The sequence below is a fragment of the Leifsonia sp. PS1209 genome, from assembly GCF_012317045.1.
In the GTDB taxonomy this organism is placed as follows: Bacteria; Actinomycetota; Actinomycetes; order Actinomycetales; family Microbacteriaceae; genus Leifsonia.
Map to the genome: position 1 here is coordinate 857,553 of NZ_CP051154.1, position 19,800 is coordinate 877,352.

At 65.1% G+C, this 19,800-nt stretch carries 20 protein-coding genes and 1 pseudogene; 13 read left to right on the forward strand and 8 right to left on the reverse strand.

What is annotated here, in order from left to right:
* Nucleotides 1-68 precede the first annotated feature (68 nt).
* The 3 genes from HF024_RS04190 to HF024_RS04200 all read left to right on the forward strand — a co-directional run bounded on the left by HF024_RS04190 (nucleotide 69) and on the right by HF024_RS04200 (nucleotide 3,802).
* Nucleotides 69-263 (forward strand): hypothetical protein, encoded by a 195-nt coding sequence (locus tag HF024_RS04190; protein WP_168688755.1) that lies wholly within the window; start codon nucleotides 69-71, stop codon nucleotides 261-263.
* Nucleotides 257-1,471 (forward strand): low temperature requirement protein A, encoded by a 1,215-nt coding sequence (locus HF024_RS04195; protein ID WP_210724022.1) that lies wholly within the window; start codon nucleotides 257-259, stop codon nucleotides 1,469-1,471. The genes HF024_RS04190 and HF024_RS04195 overlap by 7 nt, the downstream gene beginning before the upstream one ends.
* Before the next feature lie 1,158 nt (nucleotides 1,472-2,629).
* Nucleotides 2,630-3,802 carry a N(5)-(carboxyethyl)ornithine synthase gene (locus HF024_RS04200; RefSeq protein ID WP_168688756.1) on the forward strand — a complete coding sequence of 391 codons (1,173 nt, stop codon included), beginning with the start codon at nucleotides 2,630-2,632 and terminating at the stop codon, nucleotides 3,800-3,802.
* Nucleotides 3,803-4,427: 625 nt separating this feature from the next.
* On the opposite strand, the gene HF024_RS04205 is transcribed toward HF024_RS04200, so the two are convergent.
* The 4 genes from HF024_RS04205 to HF024_RS04220 form a co-directional block, all read right to left on the reverse strand.
* On the reverse strand, nucleotides 4,428-5,168 hold the full coding sequence (locus HF024_RS04205; RefSeq protein WP_168688757.1) for a GAF and ANTAR domain-containing protein: 741 nt from the start codon (nucleotides 5,166-5,168) through the stop codon (nucleotides 4,428-4,430).
* 9 nt (nucleotides 5,169-5,177) lie between these two features.
* Complete coding sequence (locus HF024_RS04210; protein WP_168688758.1) at nucleotides 5,178-5,888, reverse strand: GAF and ANTAR domain-containing protein; 711 nt, start codon at nucleotides 5,886-5,888, stop codon at nucleotides 5,178-5,180.
* A gap of 145 nt (nucleotides 5,889-6,033) precedes the next feature.
* Nucleotides 6,034-6,210, reverse strand: coding sequence for a hypothetical protein (locus HF024_RS04215; RefSeq protein ID WP_168688227.1), 177 nt, complete (start codon nucleotides 6,208-6,210; stop codon nucleotides 6,034-6,036).
* 195 nt (nucleotides 6,211-6,405) lie between these two features.
* Complete coding sequence (locus tag HF024_RS04220) at nucleotides 6,406-7,161, reverse strand: diacylglycerol kinase family protein (protein ID WP_168688759.1); 756 nt, start codon at nucleotides 7,159-7,161, stop codon at nucleotides 6,406-6,408.
* A 208-nt stretch (nucleotides 7,162-7,369) separates the two neighbouring features.
* Here HF024_RS04220 and HF024_RS04225 point away from each other — a divergent pair, with 208 nt between their 5' ends.
* The 4 genes and pseudogenes from HF024_RS04225 to HF024_RS04240 all read left to right on the forward strand — a co-directional run bounded on the left by HF024_RS04225 (nucleotide 7,370) and on the right by HF024_RS04240 (nucleotide 11,050).
* Nucleotides 7,370-8,470 carry an acyl-CoA desaturase gene (locus HF024_RS04225; RefSeq protein WP_210724064.1) on the forward strand — a complete coding sequence of 367 codons (1,101 nt, stop codon included), beginning with the start codon at nucleotides 7,370-7,372 and terminating at the stop codon, nucleotides 8,468-8,470.
* Nucleotides 8,471-8,528: 58 nt separating this feature from the next.
* Nucleotides 8,529-8,846 (forward strand): hypothetical protein, encoded by a 318-nt coding sequence (locus HF024_RS04230; protein WP_168688761.1) that lies wholly within the window; start codon nucleotides 8,529-8,531, stop codon nucleotides 8,844-8,846.
* A gap of 422 nt (nucleotides 8,847-9,268) precedes the next feature.
* Nucleotides 9,269-10,314, forward strand: a pseudogene (locus HF024_RS04235) (IS110 family transposase).
* 433 nt (nucleotides 10,315-10,747) lie between these two features.
* Nucleotides 10,748-11,050, forward strand: coding sequence for a hypothetical protein (locus tag HF024_RS04240; protein WP_168688762.1), 303 nt, complete (start codon nucleotides 10,748-10,750; stop codon nucleotides 11,048-11,050).
* Nucleotides 11,051-11,103: 53 nt separating this feature from the next.
* Here HF024_RS04240 and HF024_RS04245 read toward each other — a convergent pair whose 3' ends face one another.
* Nucleotides 11,104-12,507 carry a ParB N-terminal domain-containing protein gene (locus tag HF024_RS04245; protein ID WP_168688763.1) on the reverse strand — a complete coding sequence of 468 codons (1,404 nt, stop codon included), beginning with the start codon at nucleotides 12,505-12,507 and terminating at the stop codon, nucleotides 11,104-11,106.
* A 258-nt stretch (nucleotides 12,508-12,765) separates the two neighbouring features.
* Between HF024_RS04245 and HF024_RS04250 the strand changes: the two genes are divergently transcribed.
* Together HF024_RS04250 and HF024_RS04255 are read left to right on the forward strand one after the other, a co-directional pair.
* Entirely contained in the window at nucleotides 12,766-12,912 is a 147-nt protein-coding gene (locus HF024_RS04250; protein WP_168688764.1) for a hypothetical protein, read from the forward strand.
* Nucleotides 12,913-13,161: 249 nt separating this feature from the next.
* Nucleotides 13,162-13,791, forward strand: coding sequence for an FAD-dependent oxidoreductase (locus tag HF024_RS04255; protein ID WP_168688765.1), 630 nt, complete (start codon nucleotides 13,162-13,164; stop codon nucleotides 13,789-13,791).
* Here the strand turns inward: HF024_RS04255 and HF024_RS19760 are convergent.
* Complete coding sequence (locus tag HF024_RS19760; RefSeq protein WP_247597297.1) at nucleotides 13,780-14,106, reverse strand: TetR family transcriptional regulator; 327 nt, start codon at nucleotides 14,104-14,106, stop codon at nucleotides 13,780-13,782. The genes HF024_RS04255 and HF024_RS19760 overlap by 12 nt on opposite strands.
* A gap of 545 nt (nucleotides 14,107-14,651) precedes the next feature.
* On the opposite strand from HF024_RS19760, the gene HF024_RS04270 reads away from it, so the two are divergent.
* Complete coding sequence (locus HF024_RS04270) at nucleotides 14,652-15,689, forward strand: MIP/aquaporin family protein (protein WP_168688766.1); 1,038 nt, start codon at nucleotides 14,652-14,654, stop codon at nucleotides 15,687-15,689.
* Nucleotides 15,690-15,776: 87 nt separating this feature from the next.
* Nucleotides 15,777-16,646: an SDR family oxidoreductase gene (locus HF024_RS04275; RefSeq protein ID WP_168688767.1), complete on the forward strand. Its 870-nt coding sequence runs from the start codon at nucleotides 15,777-15,779 to the stop codon at nucleotides 16,644-16,646.
* Nucleotides 16,647-16,654: 8 nt separating this feature from the next.
* On the opposite strand, the gene atpB is transcribed toward HF024_RS04275, so the two are convergent.
* Nucleotides 16,655-17,434, reverse strand: coding sequence for a F0F1 ATP synthase subunit A (atpB, locus tag HF024_RS04280; protein ID WP_247597298.1), 780 nt, complete (start codon nucleotides 17,432-17,434; stop codon nucleotides 16,655-16,657).
* 174 nt (nucleotides 17,435-17,608) lie between these two features.
* Here atpB and HF024_RS04285 point away from each other — a divergent pair, with 174 nt between their 5' ends.
* On the forward strand, nucleotides 17,609-18,148 hold the full coding sequence (locus HF024_RS04285; protein WP_168688768.1) for an SRPBCC domain-containing protein: 540 nt from the start codon (nucleotides 17,609-17,611) through the stop codon (nucleotides 18,146-18,148).
* A 90-nt stretch (nucleotides 18,149-18,238) separates the two neighbouring features.
* Here the strand turns inward: HF024_RS04285 and HF024_RS04290 are convergent, their stop codons facing one another.
* On the reverse strand, nucleotides 18,239-18,889 hold the full coding sequence (locus HF024_RS04290; protein WP_168688769.1) for a helix-turn-helix domain-containing protein: 651 nt from the start codon (nucleotides 18,887-18,889) through the stop codon (nucleotides 18,239-18,241).
* A gap of 55 nt (nucleotides 18,890-18,944) precedes the next feature.
* Between HF024_RS04290 and HF024_RS04295 the strand changes: the two genes are divergently transcribed.
* On the forward strand, nucleotides 18,945-19,778 hold the full coding sequence (locus tag HF024_RS04295) for an oxidoreductase (RefSeq protein WP_168688770.1): 834 nt from the start codon (nucleotides 18,945-18,947) through the stop codon (nucleotides 19,776-19,778).
* Nucleotides 19,779-19,800 lie beyond the last annotated feature (22 nt).

The following is a 19,800-nucleotide window of genomic DNA, read 5'->3' on the forward strand; positions in this document are numbered from 1 at the left end:
GCAGGCGCGGTTCGCGACCCAAACCGCGGACCGCGCCTGCACCTTTCCCTGTTGCGATTGGAGATTCCGTGACCGCCCAGCCCGACCCGAAGCAAGCCCTCAAGCTGCGGACGGCGAACGCCACCGCTCAGGTCTGCCCTGACGGGGCCACGCTGACCAAGCGCGTTGTGACTCGGCCGGCCCGCATATTCGAGGCAGCGCTGCACATCGCCACCTCTGGCCTGGCTACACCGGCCGACCGCGACGGCGTCGTGCCGTGGTGAACGGTCAGCTTCGACGTCGAGACGACGCCGAGGCCCAGCGAGCCGCGACGCTGGAGCTGTTCTACGACCTCGTGTTCGTGTTCGCAATCACGCAGGTCTCGCATCTGCTCCTTGATCACCTCACTTGGGTGGGAGCTGGCCAGGCAGCGATCGTCCTGCTCGCAGTGTGGTGGTCGTGGAACTACACGACATGGGCCACGAACGAACTCAATCCGGAGACCAATCCCGTCCGCCTCCTGCTGATCGCGCTCATGCTTGGGAGCCTGCTCATGGCGATCGCTGTCCCGCACGCCTTCGGCAAGTACGGCCTTCTCTTCGCTGTTGCCTACCTCGCCATTCAAGTCGGCCGGCACGCCTTCCTCACGTTCGTAGCGGCAGACCGAGGCAGCGTCGGACGGGAGCAGGCCGGGCGCATTCTCGTCTGGTTCCTGATCGCCGGTGTGTTCTGGATCTCTGGTGGTATGGCCGAGGGCGGCTTGAGAGCAGGGCTGTGGTTGCTTGCGCTTGCCCTCGACTACATCGCTCCACGCATTCTCTTTCCGCTCCCCGGCCGACCGCGGCTTGCGGCGGGCTCCTGGCGGCTCGCTACCGGCCACTTCACCGAGCGATTCGGGTTGTTCGTGATCGCTGCAATCGGCGAGACGATCATCCTAACCGGGGCCACGACCGCCGGACAGGAACTAGACCCAGGGACCGTGGCTGCTTTCATCAGCGCCTTCGCCGGATCGGCAGCACTGTGGTGGCTCTACTTCAGGTCCACCCGCGAACTCAGCGAACGTTCCCTCGACCGTGAGGCCAGCCGAACCGGTCGTGCGCGGGACATTTACACGTACGGCCACGTGTTAGTCGTCGCCGGGATCATTTTGGCGGCCGTGGGCGACGAACTCGTGATCGCACACCCGTTGGAACCTTTGGGCGGTGCTGAGCTGATCGCAGTCGTCGCGGGTCCGGTCCTCTTCCTTCTTGCACAAGTCGCTCTGCAATTGCGGGCGATGCGTCGCTTGGGATACAGCCGGTTGGCAGCGATCACCGCGTGTGCGGCGCTGGGTTTGCTTGGCTGCGCTCTCCCGGCACTGCTGATAAGTGCAGCGCTTGTTGCGGTGCTCATCGCCGTGGCGCTGCTCGATCAGTTCAGCCGAGACAGCACACACGGGGTATACGGCGAAGGAGGAGCATCCAGAACCAAGCCTCAGCAGGATCGTGCATGACGGGAACCTGCCCATTCAAATCGTCGCCGCGGCCAGCTATGCACGGAGTGACCCGACGTCCTCGCAACTGGTCCGGGCTGACGCTCACAACCGGATCCAACGTTGTACGTTTCGGGGCGCGGGAAGCGCGACGTTCACGGTTGAAGGCCGGGACCGGGAATCGTCAGAACTCACGTCACCGAAGGCGGCGACGACCCTCGTCGCGATGAACATGCTTCCCCTGTCGGCTTCAGGTGTGACGACGTTCCCGCAAGGGGATCTTGGGTTCAGCTGGTCGTTGCAACACCACCGTGGTCAGGAGTGTTGCAGATGGGATCGAGGCTGGAACACCGCGTTCGGGAGGCGCGGTTCTGGGAGCTATTGAGACAGGGGCTCGGGCGGACGGCGGCCTGTGATGCTGTCGGCGTGGACCGATCTCAGACCTCGGTGACGAGTTCGAATTCGGGCTTGTCATGATTCTCGACGGGCTCGCGGCGTTGATCCCCAGCCTCGACACCAGACGCGCGTCGGACGACTAAGACAGCCGCAGCTCAGGTCACTGCATCGGTCTCCTCCCGCAGCTGATTGGGCATGCCGGCCACCGACCGGGGGGCTGGAACGTGAGAGATTGGCTGCCCTCAGCTCGCCAGTTGTGGTCAGGTAGGCACCGGCGGTCGCGGGCTCACCGTCTGAGAGGCCGCATCCAACGAGGCCGACAGCGATCCCGAGGCGACGCCCTGCTGATGCGCGTTGCAGGATGGGACGTCGGCCCGGGCAACGGTCTCCCGTATCGATAGACAGAACCGTTCGGAAGCGCAGCTGGAGACATCCCGCTGATCGAATTCGGCAATCGTCCCGTGAAGGCGCGGGAGGCCAGGGCCGTGTCCGGGTCGGAGTATCGACCCACGACGAGAAGCAGTTGGGGTGTCGTCCTTTCTGGGCATGTGCCTCCTCGCTCTCAGGGATGCGCAGGTGCGCTGGCATGGTGTGGTGGGGCGGCGGAGGGTGGATTGACAACGCGGTGCGGAGGGCGCGGTGGGAGATCGACATCGTGCCGTGGATCGCCGTCTCGCGTGACTCGGTCGTGTCTTCCCGATAGGACCTGCGAATGCGCTCTACGCAATGTGCGGGCTTAGGCTGGGACAACGGAGCCACCGCGGCGCCCATGAGGGAGCCAACATGTCGGCCGATTCCCGTTCTTCTGTTCCGTTGACGCTCGGCGTCCTCGCGGCCTCGGCGAAGCCGGATGAGCGCCGCCTGCCGCTGCATCCGGCTCGTCTCGACCGCATCCCGGCCGAGCTGCGGGAGCGCATCGTGCTCGAGACCGGGTACGGCGCTCGGTTCGGTGCGACCGACGAGGTGTTGCGTCCCTTGGTCGGACGCATCGCCTCCCGCGCCGACGTGATCGCGTCGAGCGATGTCGTGCTGCTCCCCAAACCGCAGCCGTCCGACCTGGACGACCTCCGCGACGGCCAAGTGCTCTGGGGCTGGCCGCACTGCGTGCAGGACAGAGAGATCACGCAGCGCGCAATCGACAAGCGCCTGACCCTGATCGCCTTCGAGGCCATGAACCACTGGACGAGCAGTGGCAACTTCGCCTTGCACGTCTTCCACGTCAACAACGAGCTCGCCGGGTACAGCTCAGTGGTCCATGCTCTCGGGCTGGTCGGCCGCACAGGCGACTACGGCCGGCGGCTCAACGCCGTCGTCATCGGGTTCGGAGCGACCGCGCGTGGTGCGGTGACCGCACTGAATGCCCACGGCATCCACGACGTGCAGGTCCTCACCAACCGGGAGGTCGCCGCGGTCGGCTCTCCGATCCACTCGGTGCGCATCGTGCAGTTCGATCACGATGACGACGCCCCGTTCCTCAGTCACGTCATCACCGACGCCGGGAGGGTGCCGCTCGCCCCCTTTCTCGCGCAGGCGGACATTGTCGTGAATTGCACCCTGCAGGATCCGAACGCGCCTCTCACCTACCTCACGGAGGACGATCTCTCGGCTTTCGCCCCGGGAAGCCTGATCGTCGACGTCTCGTGCGACGAGGGCATGGGATTCAGCTGGGCGCGCTCGACCAGCTTCGACGCCCCGATCATCGAGGTCGGCGATCATGTGCAGTACTACGCCGTCGACCACAGTCCGTCCTACCTCTGGGACTCCGCGACCTGGGAGATCGGGGAGGCGCTGACGCCGTTCCTCGAGGTCGTGATGGCTGGCCCCGACGCCTGGCAGGCCGACCCGACCATCCGGCGCGCGATCGAGATCCAGGACGGTTCGATCGTGAACCCGGCGATTCTCACCTTCCAGAACCGCGAGCCGCGGCCGCCGTACCGGGAAGTCCGCCGTCGCTGATACCGTCGCGCCAGGTACTCACTCAGCGCGCTACGTCGTGTTTCTCGCGGCCGCGGGAGTGACGCCGGACGTCGTGCCGGGCGCACCATGGGGAAGTCCGCGCTCGGGGTGAACAGGTCGCCCTTTCACCGCGAATTCGAATTCGTCGCCCGCCACGTCGGTGCTGTTCTGGCGGTATAAGGTACCGCCTGAGCGACATCGCGCGGACGCGGCCCAGGCGGTGGATGTAACTTTTCGGCGGAGACAGACGCGGGCTGGCTGGCAGCCCGTTGCTGAGTTTGTGGATGATTACGACGTGGATGTGCGCGAGGGTGCGGTCGTCGAGTTCGGTCTCGTAGCCGTCAAGGCTCAGATAGCCCATGAGGATGCGCTTCTTGATCTGTTCGGAAGTGCAGTAGACCGTCGGCTGATCAGGTGGCGGGTGTTTGCGGCAGCTTCAGATTCAGAAGGCGATGGGGCGACCGCGCAAAGTGTCCTGTTCCGGGGCGGCGTGGTCGTGAGAAACGCGGGAAGCGTGTCAGTGGGCGCCGCCAAACGCGGTTCACCGGGGGTTTGGCCGATCGGTGCCCTTATGTTGGATGCTACGGGCGCAACCTGTCTGCGGGCACAGGTTCCGTCGAATGGGTTAGTGCTGCGACCTCGGCGCCGCGGCGGCGGTGTCGAACGGGTGCTCGACGATTTGGCGGGCGACCTCGGAGAGACGGGTGCGGGTGTTGCGGGCGCGGGCGCGGATTAGCTGGAAGGCGTCGTCCATGTCCACATTCTGTGTGTGCGCGATCACGCCTTTGGCTTGTTCGATGATGACTCTGCTGTCGAGCGCGTGTTGCAGCTGGCTGCGGGCGATGTCCGATTCACGCAGGGAGCGTTCATGCAGAATGCCGATTGTTGCTCCATCGGCGAGTGCTCGGGCGGTGACGGCGTCATCGGCCGAGAATCCGCCGGTGCGGTCCCGGAACAGGTTGAGTGAGCCGATGGTCTCTTTTCGCAGTCGCAGCGGGATGGCGTGCATGGAGGCGTACCCGGATTCGGCGGCGGCGATCGCGAAGGACGGCCAACGTGCGTATGTGGCGGCGATGTTGTCGACGGTGACGAGGTCGCCTGTTCGGTATGCGTCAACGCAGGGCCCTTCGCCCTCGCCGAGCTGCAGCAGTCCGATGAGGCGGCTGCGCTCGCTGCTGGACGCGGCGACTTCGAGGTCGCCTGCCGTGTTGGGGAGCAGGATGCCGGCGTCGGTGGCGTCGAGCAGGGAGGAGCAGAGTTCGACGACGGTGTGCAGGAGGTCGACGACGTCGTATTCGTCGACCATGGTGTCGGCGAGGGTGACGAACGCTTCGGCGAGCTGTCGCTCCTTGCTTTGGGCCCTCATGTCCTCACCTTAGTCGCGGTCCGCAGTGTCGTCTCGGGTGAACTTGATCCGCCGGGCCACGACGTCCGCCGCGACTTCGCGCACGGGGCGGCCGAGGGTGAACGCGTGCGCGTGGAGGAGGGCTTGTGCGTCTGCTGCGTTCACACGCATCTGGGCGATGATCATGCCGGTTGCCTGGTGGATCTCGCGTCTGGAGTACGCGGCGGGGTCGGTGTCGTCGCGGTCGACGGGTGGTAGGCGGCGGATCACCTGCCGGGCCACGTGGGTTGCGGCGAGGTCGGCTAGTGCGGATGCGCGGGCGATCAGCGTCGGGTTCAGGGCCGCGGGTGTGGTGGCGTAGAGGTCGACAGCGCCCACATTCAGTTCCCCGATTACCAGGGGGAAGGCGTACAGGGAGCGGATCCCGGTGTCGCGGATCGCGTCGCGCAGCACGGGCCATCCCGATTCCTTCGGCGCGTTCAGGTCAGCGTCCACGACGGGGGTCCTTGTTTGCAGCGCGACCCAGCAGGGTCCAGCACCGAAGTCGATCTGCAGTTCGTCCAGGCGAGCCGCCTGGCTGTCCGATGCGCAGATCGTCTCAGAGCCGAAGGGTGCGCCGAGTGTCGAGATGGCGGCATGGGTCACGGGCAGCGCGTTCAGGAACGAAAGGCAGAGACTGGATCCGTTCTCGGCCGCCACCGTGAGGGCGAGTGCCGCGTCGGTGTAGGCATCGTCAGACATGGGCGGTCCATGGCGGAAGCGTCGAAACTCGAGTGACTCTGATGGTGTCCTCCTGACCGGCATCGGCAGAGGTCTTTGCCGATAGAGCGGTCTGGGTCCAGGACGCTGTAGTTCGGAGTGTACGCCTGGGCGTTGACGCAGGAAGTCAGGCGGACTTCTTCTTGCGGGCGCTGCGCCGAACGATACCGAAGATCAAGGTTCCGATAAAGAGGATGATGCCGATGATGCCCAGCCAGAGCAGGCCCTGGATCGCAAACCCGACGACAGCCAGGATCGCCCAGACGACCAAGAGGATCACGATTACTGTCAGCATGCCGGTCACGGTACCCGCGTATGGGCGGGGAAACGATGGGTGCGGGATGCTTCGTTCAGCGGGGGACGCGAAGGGGGAGACCGCGATGATGAACCGTGAGCTTGACCGCGGTTACTAGGCCGACGGGGTCGCCGTCGAGTTCGAGTTCTTGGGGAGAGTCGAAGTGGGCGTCGAAGCGGCCGGCCTGCACGTAGTCGAGAGCATTCAGGTCGGGGTCTTGCGCATCAGCCAGCGGCCTGGGCGGCTTCGGGCGAGGAGGCCGTTTGTTGCCAGTCGTGTTCCGATTTCCGCCCAACCGGCGGGGCCTCGGGGTCGAAAGACGACAACGTCGAGTAGCCCGTCGTCAGCGATGGTGTCGGGCAGGAGCGGGATGTTCGCGGTGATGGTGGCGCAGTTGCCGACGATCACTGTGTGTGCGTTGAGCGTGTGGGCGTGACCGCCGTCGATCCCCGGCCGGAGGCGGATGCGTTTGCCTTTGAGCACGGAGTGGGCGATGGGGTCCGCGTAGGCGGCCCACCCGATCCGCTTTTTCAACGCGCTGTTGGAGTTCGAGGCCGTATGCGCGTCGAAGCTGATGCCGGCCATCACGACGAACGCCCGCTGCTGGAGCGCACCATCGGGCGTTCGGTAGGACGCAGTGGCGATATTGACTAGGCGCTCGGTTCCGGTGAACGCGGTTTCGACCGTTCGAGGCAGGTCGTCCGGAGTGAGGTGAAGGTTGCGGGCGAGAAGGTTGCCGGTGCCGGAGGGCAGGAGGGCCAGCGGAATGCCTGTCGGGTGGATTTCCTCAGCGACTGCGCGCACGGTTCCGTCTCCGCCGGCGGCGAGGATGACATCCGGTGACGCGGCGATGGCGGCCCGGGCTGCAGCGGTACCCGAGTCCTCCCGTCCCGTCTCGAACCAGAGCGACGTCGCCCAACCGTGCTCCGCCTCTGCACCGGCGACCTCGCTGCGAAGCACGTCGGCGGGAACGTTGACGGGTTGTAGATAACCGCCATCACCTGTCGGGGGATATCCGCTCGTGTTGGCTCGCTGCTCATGGGATGACCATACGGCCCCGCTGCGAAGTCGGCGAAGATTCACGGGTAGCGCGGAACTGCACGCGCGTACGATGGTGGTACGCGGCGGCCTTGACCTTGACGCCATGAGCAACAGATCGGGCGTTGCCATGTCTGAGGTTTCTGTCAGTCAGCCGAAACTGCTACCGCCTTCCGGTGGTGAGTTCACGGCACTCGCCTCCATCATCCGGGACTCTGGTCTGCTGCGACGCCGGTACGGGTACTACTGGAGCAAGCTGGTCTTGGTTCCGCTGCTCACCGGCGCGCTGGTGGTCGTCTTCGTGCTCGTCGGCGACAGCTGGTGGCAGATGCTCACGGCGGCGGTGTTCGCTTTCCTGTTCACGCAGATCGCCTTCCTGGGGCACGACGCCGCGCACCGGCAGATCTTCCGCTCCGGCCGGTGGAATGACTGGGTGAGCCTGATCATCGGCGACTTGTTCGTCGGGATGAGCTATGGCTGGTGGCAGCACAAGCACACCCGGCACCACGCCAATCCGAACAGGGAGGGTGCCGACCCGGACATTGACTTGCCGGTGATCGCGTTCACCCCTCGGCAAGCGACACAACGCCCTGCGGCGCTGCGCTGGCTGATCGGCCATCAGGGGTGGTTCTTCTTCCCGATCCTGCTTCTGGAAGGGCTTTCGTTGCACGCCTCGAGTGTGAGGCGGGTTTTCGCCCGGGAGCCGGTCAAGCGCAGGCCGGTGGAGATCGCGTTCCTCGTGGTCCGCATCGTCGGTTATCTTGCCCTGGTGTTCCTGGTGCTATCGCCGGGTAAGGCGGCGGTGTTCTTAGCGGTGCAGCTGGGTCTGTTTGGTTTCTACATGGGGATGTCGTTTGCACCTAACCACAAGGGAATGCCGCTGGTGCCACACGATGTGAAGCTCGACTTCCTGCGCCGGCAGGTGCTGATGAGCCGCAACATCCGCGGCAACCGGGTGTTGGATTTCATGATGGGCGGCCTGAACTACCAGATCGAACATCACCTGTTCCCGTCTATGCCGCGGCCACACCTGCGGCGCGCGGCGCCCACTATTCGTGCGTATTGCGAAGACCACGGCGTGCCTTACACCCAGACTGGGCTTCTGCGCTCGTACGCCATCGTGACAAGGCACATCAACCGCGTCGGCCTGGGAGACAAGGATCCGTTCAGCTGCCCGCTGCTTGAGTTGCGGCAGACGCCGGCTCTGCCCGTACCGCCACCGAAGGCCTAGACCCAATTCAGCTGGGTGCAATCCCTGGTCGCGCCGTTGCGTAGACGACCGTCCTGTCATGCGCAAAATCGCTTATGCCGGTGCCACCTTCTATACGGGCGACAAAATTCCGGCTGCCCTGCTCGAGTACGCGGTCGCCTTGGCCAGGGTGGGCAGCGCGGCGACGGCGAGCTTTCCTGCCTGCACGTCGGCCGGGACGCTCGCTCGGCTGGACGTCGTGTTCGGGGCCGCTAGTCAGGTTGTCAGCGAACCCATTGAACTCTATGGAGCGTTCCGCTCGTCCGTCATGTGGGCGAGCGTCTGCGCGCATCGGAGGACGCGTGCTGCGGTCTCGCGAATTAAATCAAGGTCTTCGTTTGCCCATCCGCTGATGTAGCCGATGCTGTACGCGCTGGAGCTCCGTTCCTTCCACTCGCTTTTTGCAGACTCCACTCGCTGCGCTCCCTGCGCTTAGCAACCGCTCCCTCCGGGCACTGCGCTGCCTCCGCCCGCTCTCGATCTTTGTGCCGGAACGGCAAGAAAAACTCTAATGATCAGTGGTTGGTCTGAGGCTGGCTGACAGACTGACCTTCGGCCCTGGTGCTGCGTGACTCCAAGAAAAACTGGCCCGCCGTGAGGCGGTGCCTTCCGATCGACCCGTCCGCGCGCTGGGGGCTGAATGTCGGTTTGTCTGTTCCGATGGCTTGATAGAAGGTCGTCCGCTCCGGGCGTTCTGGGTTGCGTGACTCGTTAGAGATGCGCCTCGCAACACCCTTGACCGACGTGATGAACGTCCGTTGAGAAAGGGAGGAGTGCTCGGTGACGGCTGTGACCGACGAATACGACTACGTGGTCGGGGTGGATACTCACGCCAAGACCCACACTTACGCGGTGCTAGCTGCGGACACTGGCCGGGTGATCGACTCGGCGATGTTCCCCACCTCGCCCACCGGAATCAGCCGGGCGTTGGCCTGGATGCATCGCCGCGGTGATGGTCGCTTGCTAATCGCGATCGAGGGGCTGGCTCCTATGGCGCTGTCATTGCCCGGGTCTTCCAGGACGCGGGCCTGGCCGTTTGCGATGTCCGGCCCCCGAAACGGGCAGCGCGTGCTGCGCGCGGCAAGTGCGATGAGATCGACGCCGTTGCCGCGGCACGCACCGCCATCGCCACCGACGTCGAGCGGCTCGCGGCCCCACGTTCGGACGGGATCCGCGCCGCCTTGCGGGTCCTGCTGATGGCGCGGCAAGCTATGGATGGGCGACGCACCGCGGACCGTAACGCCCTCACCGCACTGATGCGCAGCTTCCAGCTGGGGATGGACGTCCGCAAGCCGCTCACGGACGGCCAGGTCCGCGAGATCGTCGGCTGGCGGCATCGTCCTGTCGAAGACGCCCCGATGACCACGATCCGGCAGGAAGCCCGCCGGCTCGCGCTTTCGGTGCTCGAGCTCACCGCGCAGCTCGATCTGAACCGGGAGGTGCTAGCCGACTACGTCGAGCAACTCGCTCCCGGCTTGCAGAGCATCCGCGGAGTCGGCCCGGTCACCGGCGCTCAGCTCGTCGCTGCCTACTCACACAAGGGCCGGATTCGCAGCGAAGCCGCGTTCGCCAACCTCGCCGGCGCCGCCCCGCTGCAAGCCTCAAGCGGCAACACAACCCGGCACCGGTTGAACCGGCAAGGCGATCGGCAACTGAACCGGGCACTGGACACCATCATCCGGGTCCGACTTACCTGCGACCGCGCCACTCAGGACTACATGGCGCGTCGAACCGCGGAAGGCAAAAGCCGCCGCGAGGTCCGCCGCAGCCTGAAACGCTACCTGGCTCGTCAACTCTTCCGGCAGCTGAACGCCGTCATGGCCTAACACCCAGTCGGGTTAGCCACCACAGCCAAGCGGAGCCGCACGGAGGCGGCGCAGATCTCGCTGTTCGGAACGCCTGCGGCGTGCTGTTTCTGCCACCGTATTTTCGCCATTCCGGCCGGCCGATCATAGCTTCCTCCGTCATCTCCGTTCCCTCCGGTCGCTATTTGCAGACTCCACTCGCTGCGCTCCCTCCACTTAGCAACCGCTCCCGCCGGGCACTGCGCTGCCTCCACGCGCTCTCGATCTCTCTGCCGGAACGGCAAAAAAACTGATCGGCGGGACAACCACGCAACACCCGCTGATTTGACACAGACCCATAGAAGGTTCGATCAGGAGCAGGACAGCACAACCGCCTCCACCTGGTCACGCCGGCCCGGCAGACCAATTTGACACCGACCCATAGAAGGGTCGATCGACCAGGGGAGTGATCAGGATGCGGGTATTCGTCATCGATACGAGAGACATGGGACCGGAACTGCAGGGCGGACTGATCGGGGTAGTCGGCTCGACAAACCCGACCGCCGCGGAGAAGCAAGAGTGCGTGGACACGGTGAGCCGGTACGCCGTGGACGGGTGGGCGATCGCCGCTGACCCGCGCACACCGATCGGCCGGCTTGCCGCGCTGACGGCCGAGACAGCGTGTGTGCCGTTCCTGGCCTTCAACCGGGTAGCCCAGCGAGGAGGTCCGGTCGTCGTGCCATCGATGGTCGGCGCTACGACTCGCGGGCTCTCCTGACCGCGCAAAACGGAAGCGGGCTCGGTGCGCGGGTCCGCTTCCGTCCAGGGTGATCAGTCGCCTTCGCCAGGCCGCCCACTGACCTGAGCGGCGTCTGGTTCCGCCTCGGCTGCCGTGTGGGCGGTGACGATCTGTTCGACGTCGCTGAGGCTGTACCCCCAACTGGCGAGCTGGGTGAAGTAGTCGGCGTCGGTGGACGACGGGTGCCGCCAGGTCTGCTTGCTGGTGACGGATTCGCACGCTCCGAGCACGACCGCGAGAGTCACATGCTGAGCTTTCGCCGGGGTCCGCTCGACCAGCGCGGCCAGCCTGTCGTTCTCGAAGTAGCCGGACGGCTCCAGGCCGAGCAGCTGGTGGGCGAGCTCGTTGCCCTCGCGGGCGGCGGTGCTGACCGCCTGCCGGTGGATGGTCAGACCCTTCGCGATCACCACCGCTACGTCCTTGGGAAGGGTCTTGCGGGAGAGGAGGTTGGTGAGCCATTCGCGGCGGACGGTCTCGGCGGATGCCCACGCCTTGTTGTTGGCGATCAGGATGCGCCGCTCGGCCTTCTCGTCGTCGGTCATCGGGCCGGACGTGGACTGGGTGCCGCCGTAGCTGTGGAACCCAGCCGCTTTCGCATCGTGGAGGAAGTAGCTGATGTTGGCATCACCGTCCGCGTAGACGCGCACGAAGGCTGCTCGCCCCTCCTGGTTCTCGATCTGCTCGACGGTGACCCGTTGGTCGTCGGCGGTGAGCAGTTCGCTGATCCGTGTGTACTCGGTGTCGTAGTAACCGGGATCGCTGGCGAGGATCAGGTAGCCGCGTCCGGCCAGATCGGCTACCGCGTCGGTCTTTGTCTTGGCGCGGGCTTTGTCGTCGCGTGCCCGCTGGGCCGCGTGCGCGAACTGCGCCGGGTCCGTGGTCGCGACCTGGATGAGGTCGGCGCGGAGCTCGTCGTCGCCGTCGAACTCGATCAGGACGGCCGCCTGATCCAGGGTCAGCGGGTGCTCCTGGATTGCGCTCGCCGCAGCCTTGTTCTCGACCACGGCTAACGCGGTCCGGACCTCCTTCTGCTTGGTCCCGGTGCGTCGTGCGATTGCGGTGACGCTGAGTCCTTCGAACGCGAGTTGCTGGAACGCGGCGGCACGGTCGCCGTCGCTGACGGCTTCGCGCTGGTCGTTCTCGACTATCTGCTGCACGATCCGCTCCGCAGCCACCTCGTCTGCCTCCACCAGGTAGACGGGGATGGTGGCCAGCCCTGCTTCGCGGGCGGCGAACACCCTGCGCTGTCCTGCCCGGACGGTCACCTGGCCGCCGTCTGTGCGGTGGGCGAGGACGGGGGTGAGCACCCCGTTCTCTTTGATGGACTGCACGAAGGCGGGGGTGATGGGTGCGGAGGGTCGCACGTTGTCCTCGATGATGAGGGTGTGCGGGTCGAGGTGTTCGATGGTGCCCGCCGCGGTGGTGGTGTCGCTCATTTTTCTGTTTCCCTTCAACTGTTTTTGTTCGCCTGTCTGGCAAGGGGATCGAGGGTGAGCGGGAGCGGAGCGCAGTGCCGGGTCGTGGAATACCGCAGGGAGCGCAGCGAGTGAGGATATGCCGCGAAAGCCCGGAATGCAGCTCGCGGCAGCGAACTACGATCGACGGTCAGGCAGACGGGCAACCCGACGACAGCGTGCGCCAATGCCAGCAAAACCTGCGCACGTGGCGTGCTGTCCGCTGGGAAAGCGATCGCTATGATCTCCGGAGAACTCGATAAGAAGGAGCAACCGCTGATGGTCGTCCTGGAGGCGCATCCCGCTCGTGCGCTCACAGTGAGGGGTGCCAGAGTCGATGACATCTCGATGATCTATGTCGCCGAACAGGCCAATGGCGGAATTTGAACTCGACCGGCTCGAACAGTGGACGCCCGCGCTCGATCGGAATCTCGACCTCTGGACCCGGAATTTCGAGCGATCGACTGTGGTCGAGGCCGGAGACGATAGAGCCGGATTCGCTCTCGGGGCGGACGAGGGAGCAGCGTCGACCCTCATAACCATCCAGGTGCTTCCGGCGTTTCGGAGGGTGGTTGGGAAGAGTGCTCCTCGAGAAGTTCGTGAACGACGCACGGCGCGCTCGGTGGCGAGGGCGGCTTGGTTCTCGCCGGCGACGAGGGCGATCCCGACCTGCGCAGGCTGCGGGCGTTCGCCGAGCGCAACGGGATTCCCTACCGCACCGTGCTGCGCGGCGACGGTGCGGCGTGGGGCGCCCTGGCGGCGGGGTGCGAGCTGCCGGAGAACGGTGCATGCGTGGTGACCGGTCGGCAACGCGTCCTCTCGAGTCCCACCAACCGGAAGTCCGCCGCCGCATTCGGACTCGACCTTAGGGAAGCGCATGGGCTGGAGCGGTGCGGCATGCTCGTCGTCGGGGCTGGACCGGCTGGTCTGGCAGCCGCGGTGTATGGCGCCTCTGACGGTCTTGACGTGCTGCTTGTCGAAGAGCTTGGCGTTGGTGGCAAAGCGGGGACATCGTCGCGCATCAAGAACTACTTGGGTTTCCCGCACGGCGTCTCCAGCCGTGAATTGACTCGAGCGGGGACACTGCAAGCTGTGAAGATCGGCGCCCGGATCATCGCCCCGCGTTCGGCGACCGCGCTGGCCTGGACCTCCGCTGGATTTCGTGTAGGCGTGGACGACGAGACGGATATGTTCGCCCGCGGTGTCGTGATCGCAACGGGCGTGCAGTATCGGCGGTCGCCGCCGCACCCTGGACTATTTTCTTGACCACCGCCCCATCAAGGCCGCCTTGTCGACGAAGTGATGCGAGATCATGCGGGTGCTGCTGAGGCCCGCGACTTCGCGGATGCGCGCGAAGGATGTCGCAGCGAAGCCGTGCTCAGCGATCACCCCGGATGTAGCGTCGATCATCTGCCGTCGGCGCTCCTCGGTTGACTGGTAACCGCGGGTGGTCGCGATGGGCACGTCTCCATAAGTGATTCGCGCGATGGCTGCCTGCCCGTCGTTGGGCGGTTCGGAGCCGTTGACCGATTGTGCGATTGAGCAGCGGGAGCGCGACCACCATTCGCTCGGTTCTGTCACACGAGGACCGTGAGCCGTTGCATGGCATGTCTCGCGACGTGCTTCTATCGGATGGGTGGTCGTCAGGGCGTAGAGGCTGCTTTCCGCGTCTGACGCGGTTCAGCCTGCGATTTCTGATCGGTGAGTCCCGCATCGAGGGCATCGTGTGTCACGCTCCTCGAGTACTGCACCGCATTCGTTGCACAGTCGATGCAACCAGCAGGACGGATCGCCGACGTCATCCGCTGACTCTTCGAATGGGGCGGTGAGGGAAGCGCCTCGGTGTCGGCGCTTCCCTCCTGCTCCCGGGCGATCCGTGGACCGATCGCTCTGTTCCGGGGCAGCCCTGGTGGGGTTCGTGTCGGGGGCGTTGTTCGACGTTGTCGCCTTCCTTGTTGTTGAGGGTGTGGTGGGCGCGTCTGTCATGGGATGACGATACCGTTGCTTTTGCGTATTCGCAAAGGTTGCGCTAGACCTTGTATTTTTCTGAAGGTCGTCCTAGCATTCGATTGCAAAGGACACGCTGGTGGTGCGTGCCCGTACCTGTTCGATGGTGGAGGTGCGGCATGACTGACGAATCGATCCCGGTCCTGTTCCGAGGTTCCGGACTGAAGCGACGAGGTGGCCTCTGGGGTGAGTGTTTGGCCGAGTTTCTTGGCACGTTCGTGCTGATCAGCTTTGGTGACGGGGTGGTTGCGATGGCGGTGGCGGCGCTGCCGGGCTCGGGGCGCACGGAAGGGCCGACGACGTTCTTCCTCGGAACGGGCGACTGGCTGCTGATCACCTGGGGGTGGGCGTTCGCGGTGGTGTTTGGCGTGTACATCGCCGGCGGTGTCAGCGGGGCCCACCTGAATCCGGCAATCACGTTAGCGTTTGCGATCCGGCGGAAGTTCGCCTGGGTGAAAGTGCTGCCCTATATGGCCTCGCAGCTTGTGGGTGCGTTCGTCGGAGCCGCGCTGGTGCTGCTCGTATACGTCAGTGCGATCAATGCGTTCGACGCGGCGAGCAAGGGAACGAAGGTCAATGGGCATACGTTGGCGTCGTTCTCGATCTTCGCCACTTTCCCCGCGCCGTATTTTCACGGGAACATGTGGTGGCCGCTGATCGATCAGATCGTTGGCACCATGTTCCTGGTGCTGATTGTGGTCGCGGTGATCGATCTGAGGAACACGGCGGTGCAGTCGAATCTTGGTCCGCTGATCATCGGGTTCGCCGTGGCGGCGATCGGGATCTCGTTCGGCGCGAACGCCGGGTACGCCATCAACCCGGCCCGTGACCTTGGGCCGCGGCTCCTCGCCTGGGCGGCAGGATGGGGGAACCTCGCTGTGCCGGGAGATGGCGACTGGTTCAGCGGCTACATGTGGGTGCCGATCTTGGGTCCGTTGATCGGCGGCATCGTCGGTGTCCTCGTCTACGACCTGTTCATCGGCGACGTGCTGAACGCCCGCAAGATGCGGCTCGCGGTAGAGCGGGGTGGCCACCGGGTGGAGCGTGTGACCACAAATGGTCGGCCTCCTGGGCCCGACACGTTGGAGGCTGACGGGTACGGCGCACGCGCTGGGCGGCCTCCGGGACCGGATACGCCGGAGACGGGCGGCAGATAGAGGCACACTCGTGGAATGTGAGCTGCGAGTGGCGGCGACTGGTGCGAGGACACGTTCACTCCCGGGTCCTCGCACCAGCACGCTGACATGACTGGCGATGCCTTTGGACGGGTCCTCGTCACGGGCTCGACCGGACACCTCGGCGGGTGCATCGTGGCGGAGCTCCGGCGCCGTCGGGTGTGGACGCGGGCTCTCGTCAGGCGGGAGGAGCAACGGACGACCGTGACCGCTGATGACGTGTTCGTCGGGCAAGTCACCGACCCGCACTCGCTGCGCCATGTAGCCGACGATGTCGACACGGTCATCTCCACAATCGGCGTTACCCGGCAGCGGGACGGTGTCGGGTATGAGAAGGTCGACTACGCCGGGAACCTCGCGCTGCTGCGGGAGGCGGAAGCGGCCGGGGCGCGCCGGTTCGTGTACGTGTCGGTGCTGCGCGGGGAGACCTTGCGCGGTCGTGTTCGTCTGGTCGCGGCGAAGGAACGATTCGTCGACGAGCTGACAGCGTCGCCGCTGCGGTCGACCGTGATTCGGCCGACCGGGTTCTTCTCCGACATGGGAGAGTTCCTGCGCATGGCGCAACACGGTCGGGCATTCCTGATCGGTGACGGCCGCAATTTCATCAACCCCATCTCCGGCCCGGACCTCGCCACGGCCTGTCTCGAAGCCGCCGCCGCCGGTGTCGCCGAGCGGGCGGTGGGCGGCCCGGACGTGTACTCCTACGAGGATGTTGCCAAGCTCGCGTTCTACGTCGCCGACCGGCGGCCGCGGATCGTTCACGTTCCGCGTCGTCTCGCGCGAGCAGCAATCGCGGCGGCGTCCGCCGTCACCCCACAGCGAGTGTACGGGCCGGCGCAGTTTCTGGTCGCGGCGCTGACGGAAAATATGGTGGCGTCCCCGTTCGGCGACGACCACCTGGAGGACTACTTCCGCACCCAACTTCGGCCGCGCGGTTGAGGGTCAGGTCAGTGGGTGTCGGCGACCGCGAGCTGGATGTAAACCCCCGTCAGCAAGGTGAAGATGTATGCCTGCAGCACCCCGACGAGGATCTCCATCAGTGTGAACGCGAATGCGAACACTAGCGTGCCGACACCGAACAGTTTGAACAACCCGGGTGCTTCGAAGATAAACCATTCGGTCCCGGAGAAGAACAGCACCAGCAGCAGGTGCCCGACGACCATGTTCATCATCAACCGCAGAATGAGCGTCACCGGTCGCACCAGGAACGTTGAGATCAGTTCGATCGGGGTGACGATGATGTACAGCGGCCACGGCACGCCCGGTGGGAACAACGCGTTGCGGAAGAAGCCGCCCGGTGAGTGTCGGATGCCAGCGTAGACGAACGTGCCGTAGGTGACGATGGCGAGCACTAACGGCACTCCGATTACCGCAGATCCCGCCATGTTCAGTCCGGGGATGATGCTGGTGAGGTTGAAGAAGAGCACCATGAAGAAGATCGTCGTCAAGAGCGGCAGGAACCGTCTGCCGTCCTTCTTTCCTAACAGGTCCTCAGCGATGTTGACGCGGACGAAGTCCAAGCCGAGTTCGATAACGCTCTGCCAGCGACCGGGCACGACCTTCAGTCGTCTTGTTCCCAGCCCGAAGACGAGAACGATCGCAAGCGTGGCGATGAGGCGAATGATGGTGACCCTGTTGACTTCGAACGGGGTCCCTGCGAACAACAGGGCGGGTGGGAAGAAGTCGTTGATGGAGGGCCCGGTGAATCCGGAGTCGGCGAGGAGCAAAGGGGGCGTCTACTTTCGGGGCGATCGGGCGCGTAGCCCGCTGGTCGTCGAGGTGGCGGGCCGGCGGCAGTATCCCCACCGCCAACCCATCTCATCGTAGTAGTATTCATTGCGAAATCGCAACGGTTGCGAAGGAGCACGAACTCGTGCTCTCCTGGACGCGAGGAGGTCTTCATGGCCGCGCCAACTGGTCGCCTGATTCGGAGAGACGACGGTGTCTACGTCGTCCTCGACCGCATCTTCCACGCCTCGATCGAAGAGGTGTGGTCCTATCTGAGCCGGTCCCCGCGACTGGCCAGCTGGGTGGGAGAATTCACGGGGTCGCCGGCAACCGGGGCGCTCCGCTTCCGGCTGAACGGGGACGACGCCGCCTGGGAGGATGTGTCAGTACTCGAGTGTGAGGCGCCACATCGGTTCGCTGCCGACATCGGGCGCGCGGGAGACTCGTGGCGGGTCTACTGGCATGTCGTCCAATCCGGTGGCCACACCACGCTCACGTTCGGCCGTCGCCTTGGTGTGCTGACGGACAGTTCGGAAGGGGCACGCTGGGACTACTACCTCGACCGGCTCGTCGCGGTGCACGACCGGACGGCTCTGCCGAGGTGGGAGGAGTACGTCCCAGCAATGAGTCGCTACTATCAGATGCTGGCCACGCTTCCTCTGCAGGAACGGGGAACCAGGCAGAACACTGCCCCTGCTGCCGGGCAGGGCTGACGTTTCGCCGCACTGTCGTCCAGAGTAGGCAAGGCCCCGTCGGCGTGCACAGTCCGTTCACGCTCGTGCAGCCCTCGACCGAGATGCGCGTCATCGCACGCCGCGGAGTACGGTATCCACAGCAAATTCGAGCTCGAGGCGAGCGTCCGAGACGTCCTGGTCGGCTGCAATCGCCAGCCGCGGATAGCGGGCAGAGACAATGTCGGCGAGCCACGGCGTCGGGGTTGCGCGACGCAGGCTCATCTCGAGTGAGGCGTAGGTGCGGACGAGATTGTCCAAGAGAAGCGCTAGCCGCAGCGCGTCGACGTCGGTCTGATCTGTGATCGCGCCGACGAGGGCGTCGATCCAGGCGTACGCGCGCGGCTGCGTCGGCATCCTCGTCGGCGTGACTTCGCACAGCCAGGTGTGTTCGGCGTAGCGGTCGGCGAGCTGCGACGCCCACGCCCGGCACCGTTGCTGCCAGTCATCGCCCTGGATCGGAGGGGGGTCGCCGATTGCAGCATCCACCATCAACTCGACAAGCTCTGCCTTTGAGTCGACGTAGCGGTAGATGGCCGTGGTTGTCATGCCGAGCCGTTCGGCGACTTTCCCGAGCGAGATGCCACCAAGACCGACTTCGTCCGCGAGATCGACGGACGCTCCCGCGAGTTCGGCCGCACTCCACCGCGACTTCGGGCCTCGACCCGCAGGGGCGCCGAGACCCCAGAGTTGCCGAATCGCGCGATCCTCTTGACTGTGCATGGCGTTCACTGTAGCGTCCCTATCTGTGAATCACATTCACAGATAGGAGCTGTTCATGACTACGATTCTGATCACTGGTGCGTCCGCGGGCATCGGCGCTCGCACAGCTCGCCTGCTCGCCGCGGGCGGAGCGACAGTCTTTGGCGCTGCCCGCACGACGGGGGCGATCGCCGAGATCCCAGGCGTCACCCCTGTCGCTCTCGACCTCACCCACGAGGAATCGATCCTGGCGGCGGTGGACACGGTAAACCGTCTCGCAGGCAGTGTGGATGTGCTCATCAACTGCGCCGGATACGGAGAATTCGGCAGCGTCGAAGAAACGCTGCTCGCCGACGCCCGCCGGCAACTCGAGGTCAACGTCTTAGGGGCGATCGGGCTGATACAAGCCGTCCTGCCAGGGATGCGAGCCGCACGTCGGGGAAGGATCGTCAACGTGTCCTCGCTGGCTGGGGAGTTCGCTGCCCCAATGGGAGGTTGGTATCACGCCTCCAAGTTCGCACTTGAGGCGTTGTCGGATTCGCTCCGCGGCGAAGTCGCGCAGTTCGGAATCGACGTCACAGTTGTTCAGCCGAGCTACGTTGCAACGGACTGGCACGACAACGCGATGGAACGCGTGGAGCGGGCTTCCGCGCGCGGACCATACTCGGCGATGGCCTCCGCGATGCGCACCTATTTCGCCAACCCAGCGCTCACCAGGCAATTCTCAAGCCCCGATGCAGTGGCGGCCATTATCGCTAAAGCGGCATTGACCCGACGGCCGCGAACTCGCTACCGGATCGGCCCTGGCGCAAACATCGCCGTCGCCCTCGCCACCATCCTTCCGGACCGCACATTCGACGCGCTGACTCGTAAGCAGTTCGGCTATCCCCAACTCACGCCCCAGCCGTAGACAGACCCAGCCTAGAAGGGAC

Coding starts and splice junctions, on each gene's coding strand:
- HF024_RS04200 (WP_168688756.1), top strand. CDS start 2,630: ATGTCGGCCGATTCCCGTTCTTCTGTTCCGTTGACGCTCGGCGTCCTC.
- HF024_RS04205 (WP_168688757.1), bottom strand. CDS start 5,168: ATGAGGGCCCAAAGCAAGGAGCGACAGCTCGCCGAAGCGTTCGTCACC.
- HF024_RS04210 (WP_168688758.1), bottom strand. CDS start 5,888: ATGTCTGACGATGCCTACACCGACGCGGCACTCGCCCTCACGGTGGCG.
- HF024_RS04225 (WP_210724064.1), top strand. CDS start 7,370: ATGTCTGAGGTTTCTGTCAGTCAGCCGAAACTGCTACCGCCTTCCGGT.
- HF024_RS04230 (WP_168688761.1), top strand. CDS start 8,529: ATGCGCAAAATCGCTTATGCCGGTGCCACCTTCTATACGGGCGACAAA.
- HF024_RS04240 (WP_168688762.1), top strand. CDS start 10,748: ATGCGGGTATTCGTCATCGATACGAGAGACATGGGACCGGAACTGCAG.
- HF024_RS04245 (WP_168688763.1), bottom strand. CDS start 12,507: ATGAGCGACACCACCACCGCGGCGGGCACCATCGAACACCTCGACCCG.
- HF024_RS04250 (WP_168688764.1), top strand. CDS start 12,766: ATGATCTCCGGAGAACTCGATAAGAAGGAGCAACCGCTGATGGTCGTC.
- HF024_RS04270 (WP_168688766.1), top strand. CDS start 14,652: ATGACTGACGAATCGATCCCGGTCCTGTTCCGAGGTTCCGGACTGAAG.
- HF024_RS04275 (WP_168688767.1), top strand. CDS start 15,777: ATGACTGGCGATGCCTTTGGACGGGTCCTCGTCACGGGCTCGACCGGA.
- HF024_RS04285 (WP_168688768.1), top strand. CDS start 17,609: ATGGCCGCGCCAACTGGTCGCCTGATTCGGAGAGACGACGGTGTCTAC.
- HF024_RS04290 (WP_168688769.1), bottom strand. CDS start 18,889: ATGCACAGTCAAGAGGATCGCGCGATTCGGCAACTCTGGGGTCTCGGC.
- HF024_RS04295 (WP_168688770.1), top strand. CDS start 18,945: ATGACTACGATTCTGATCACTGGTGCGTCCGCGGGCATCGGCGCTCGC.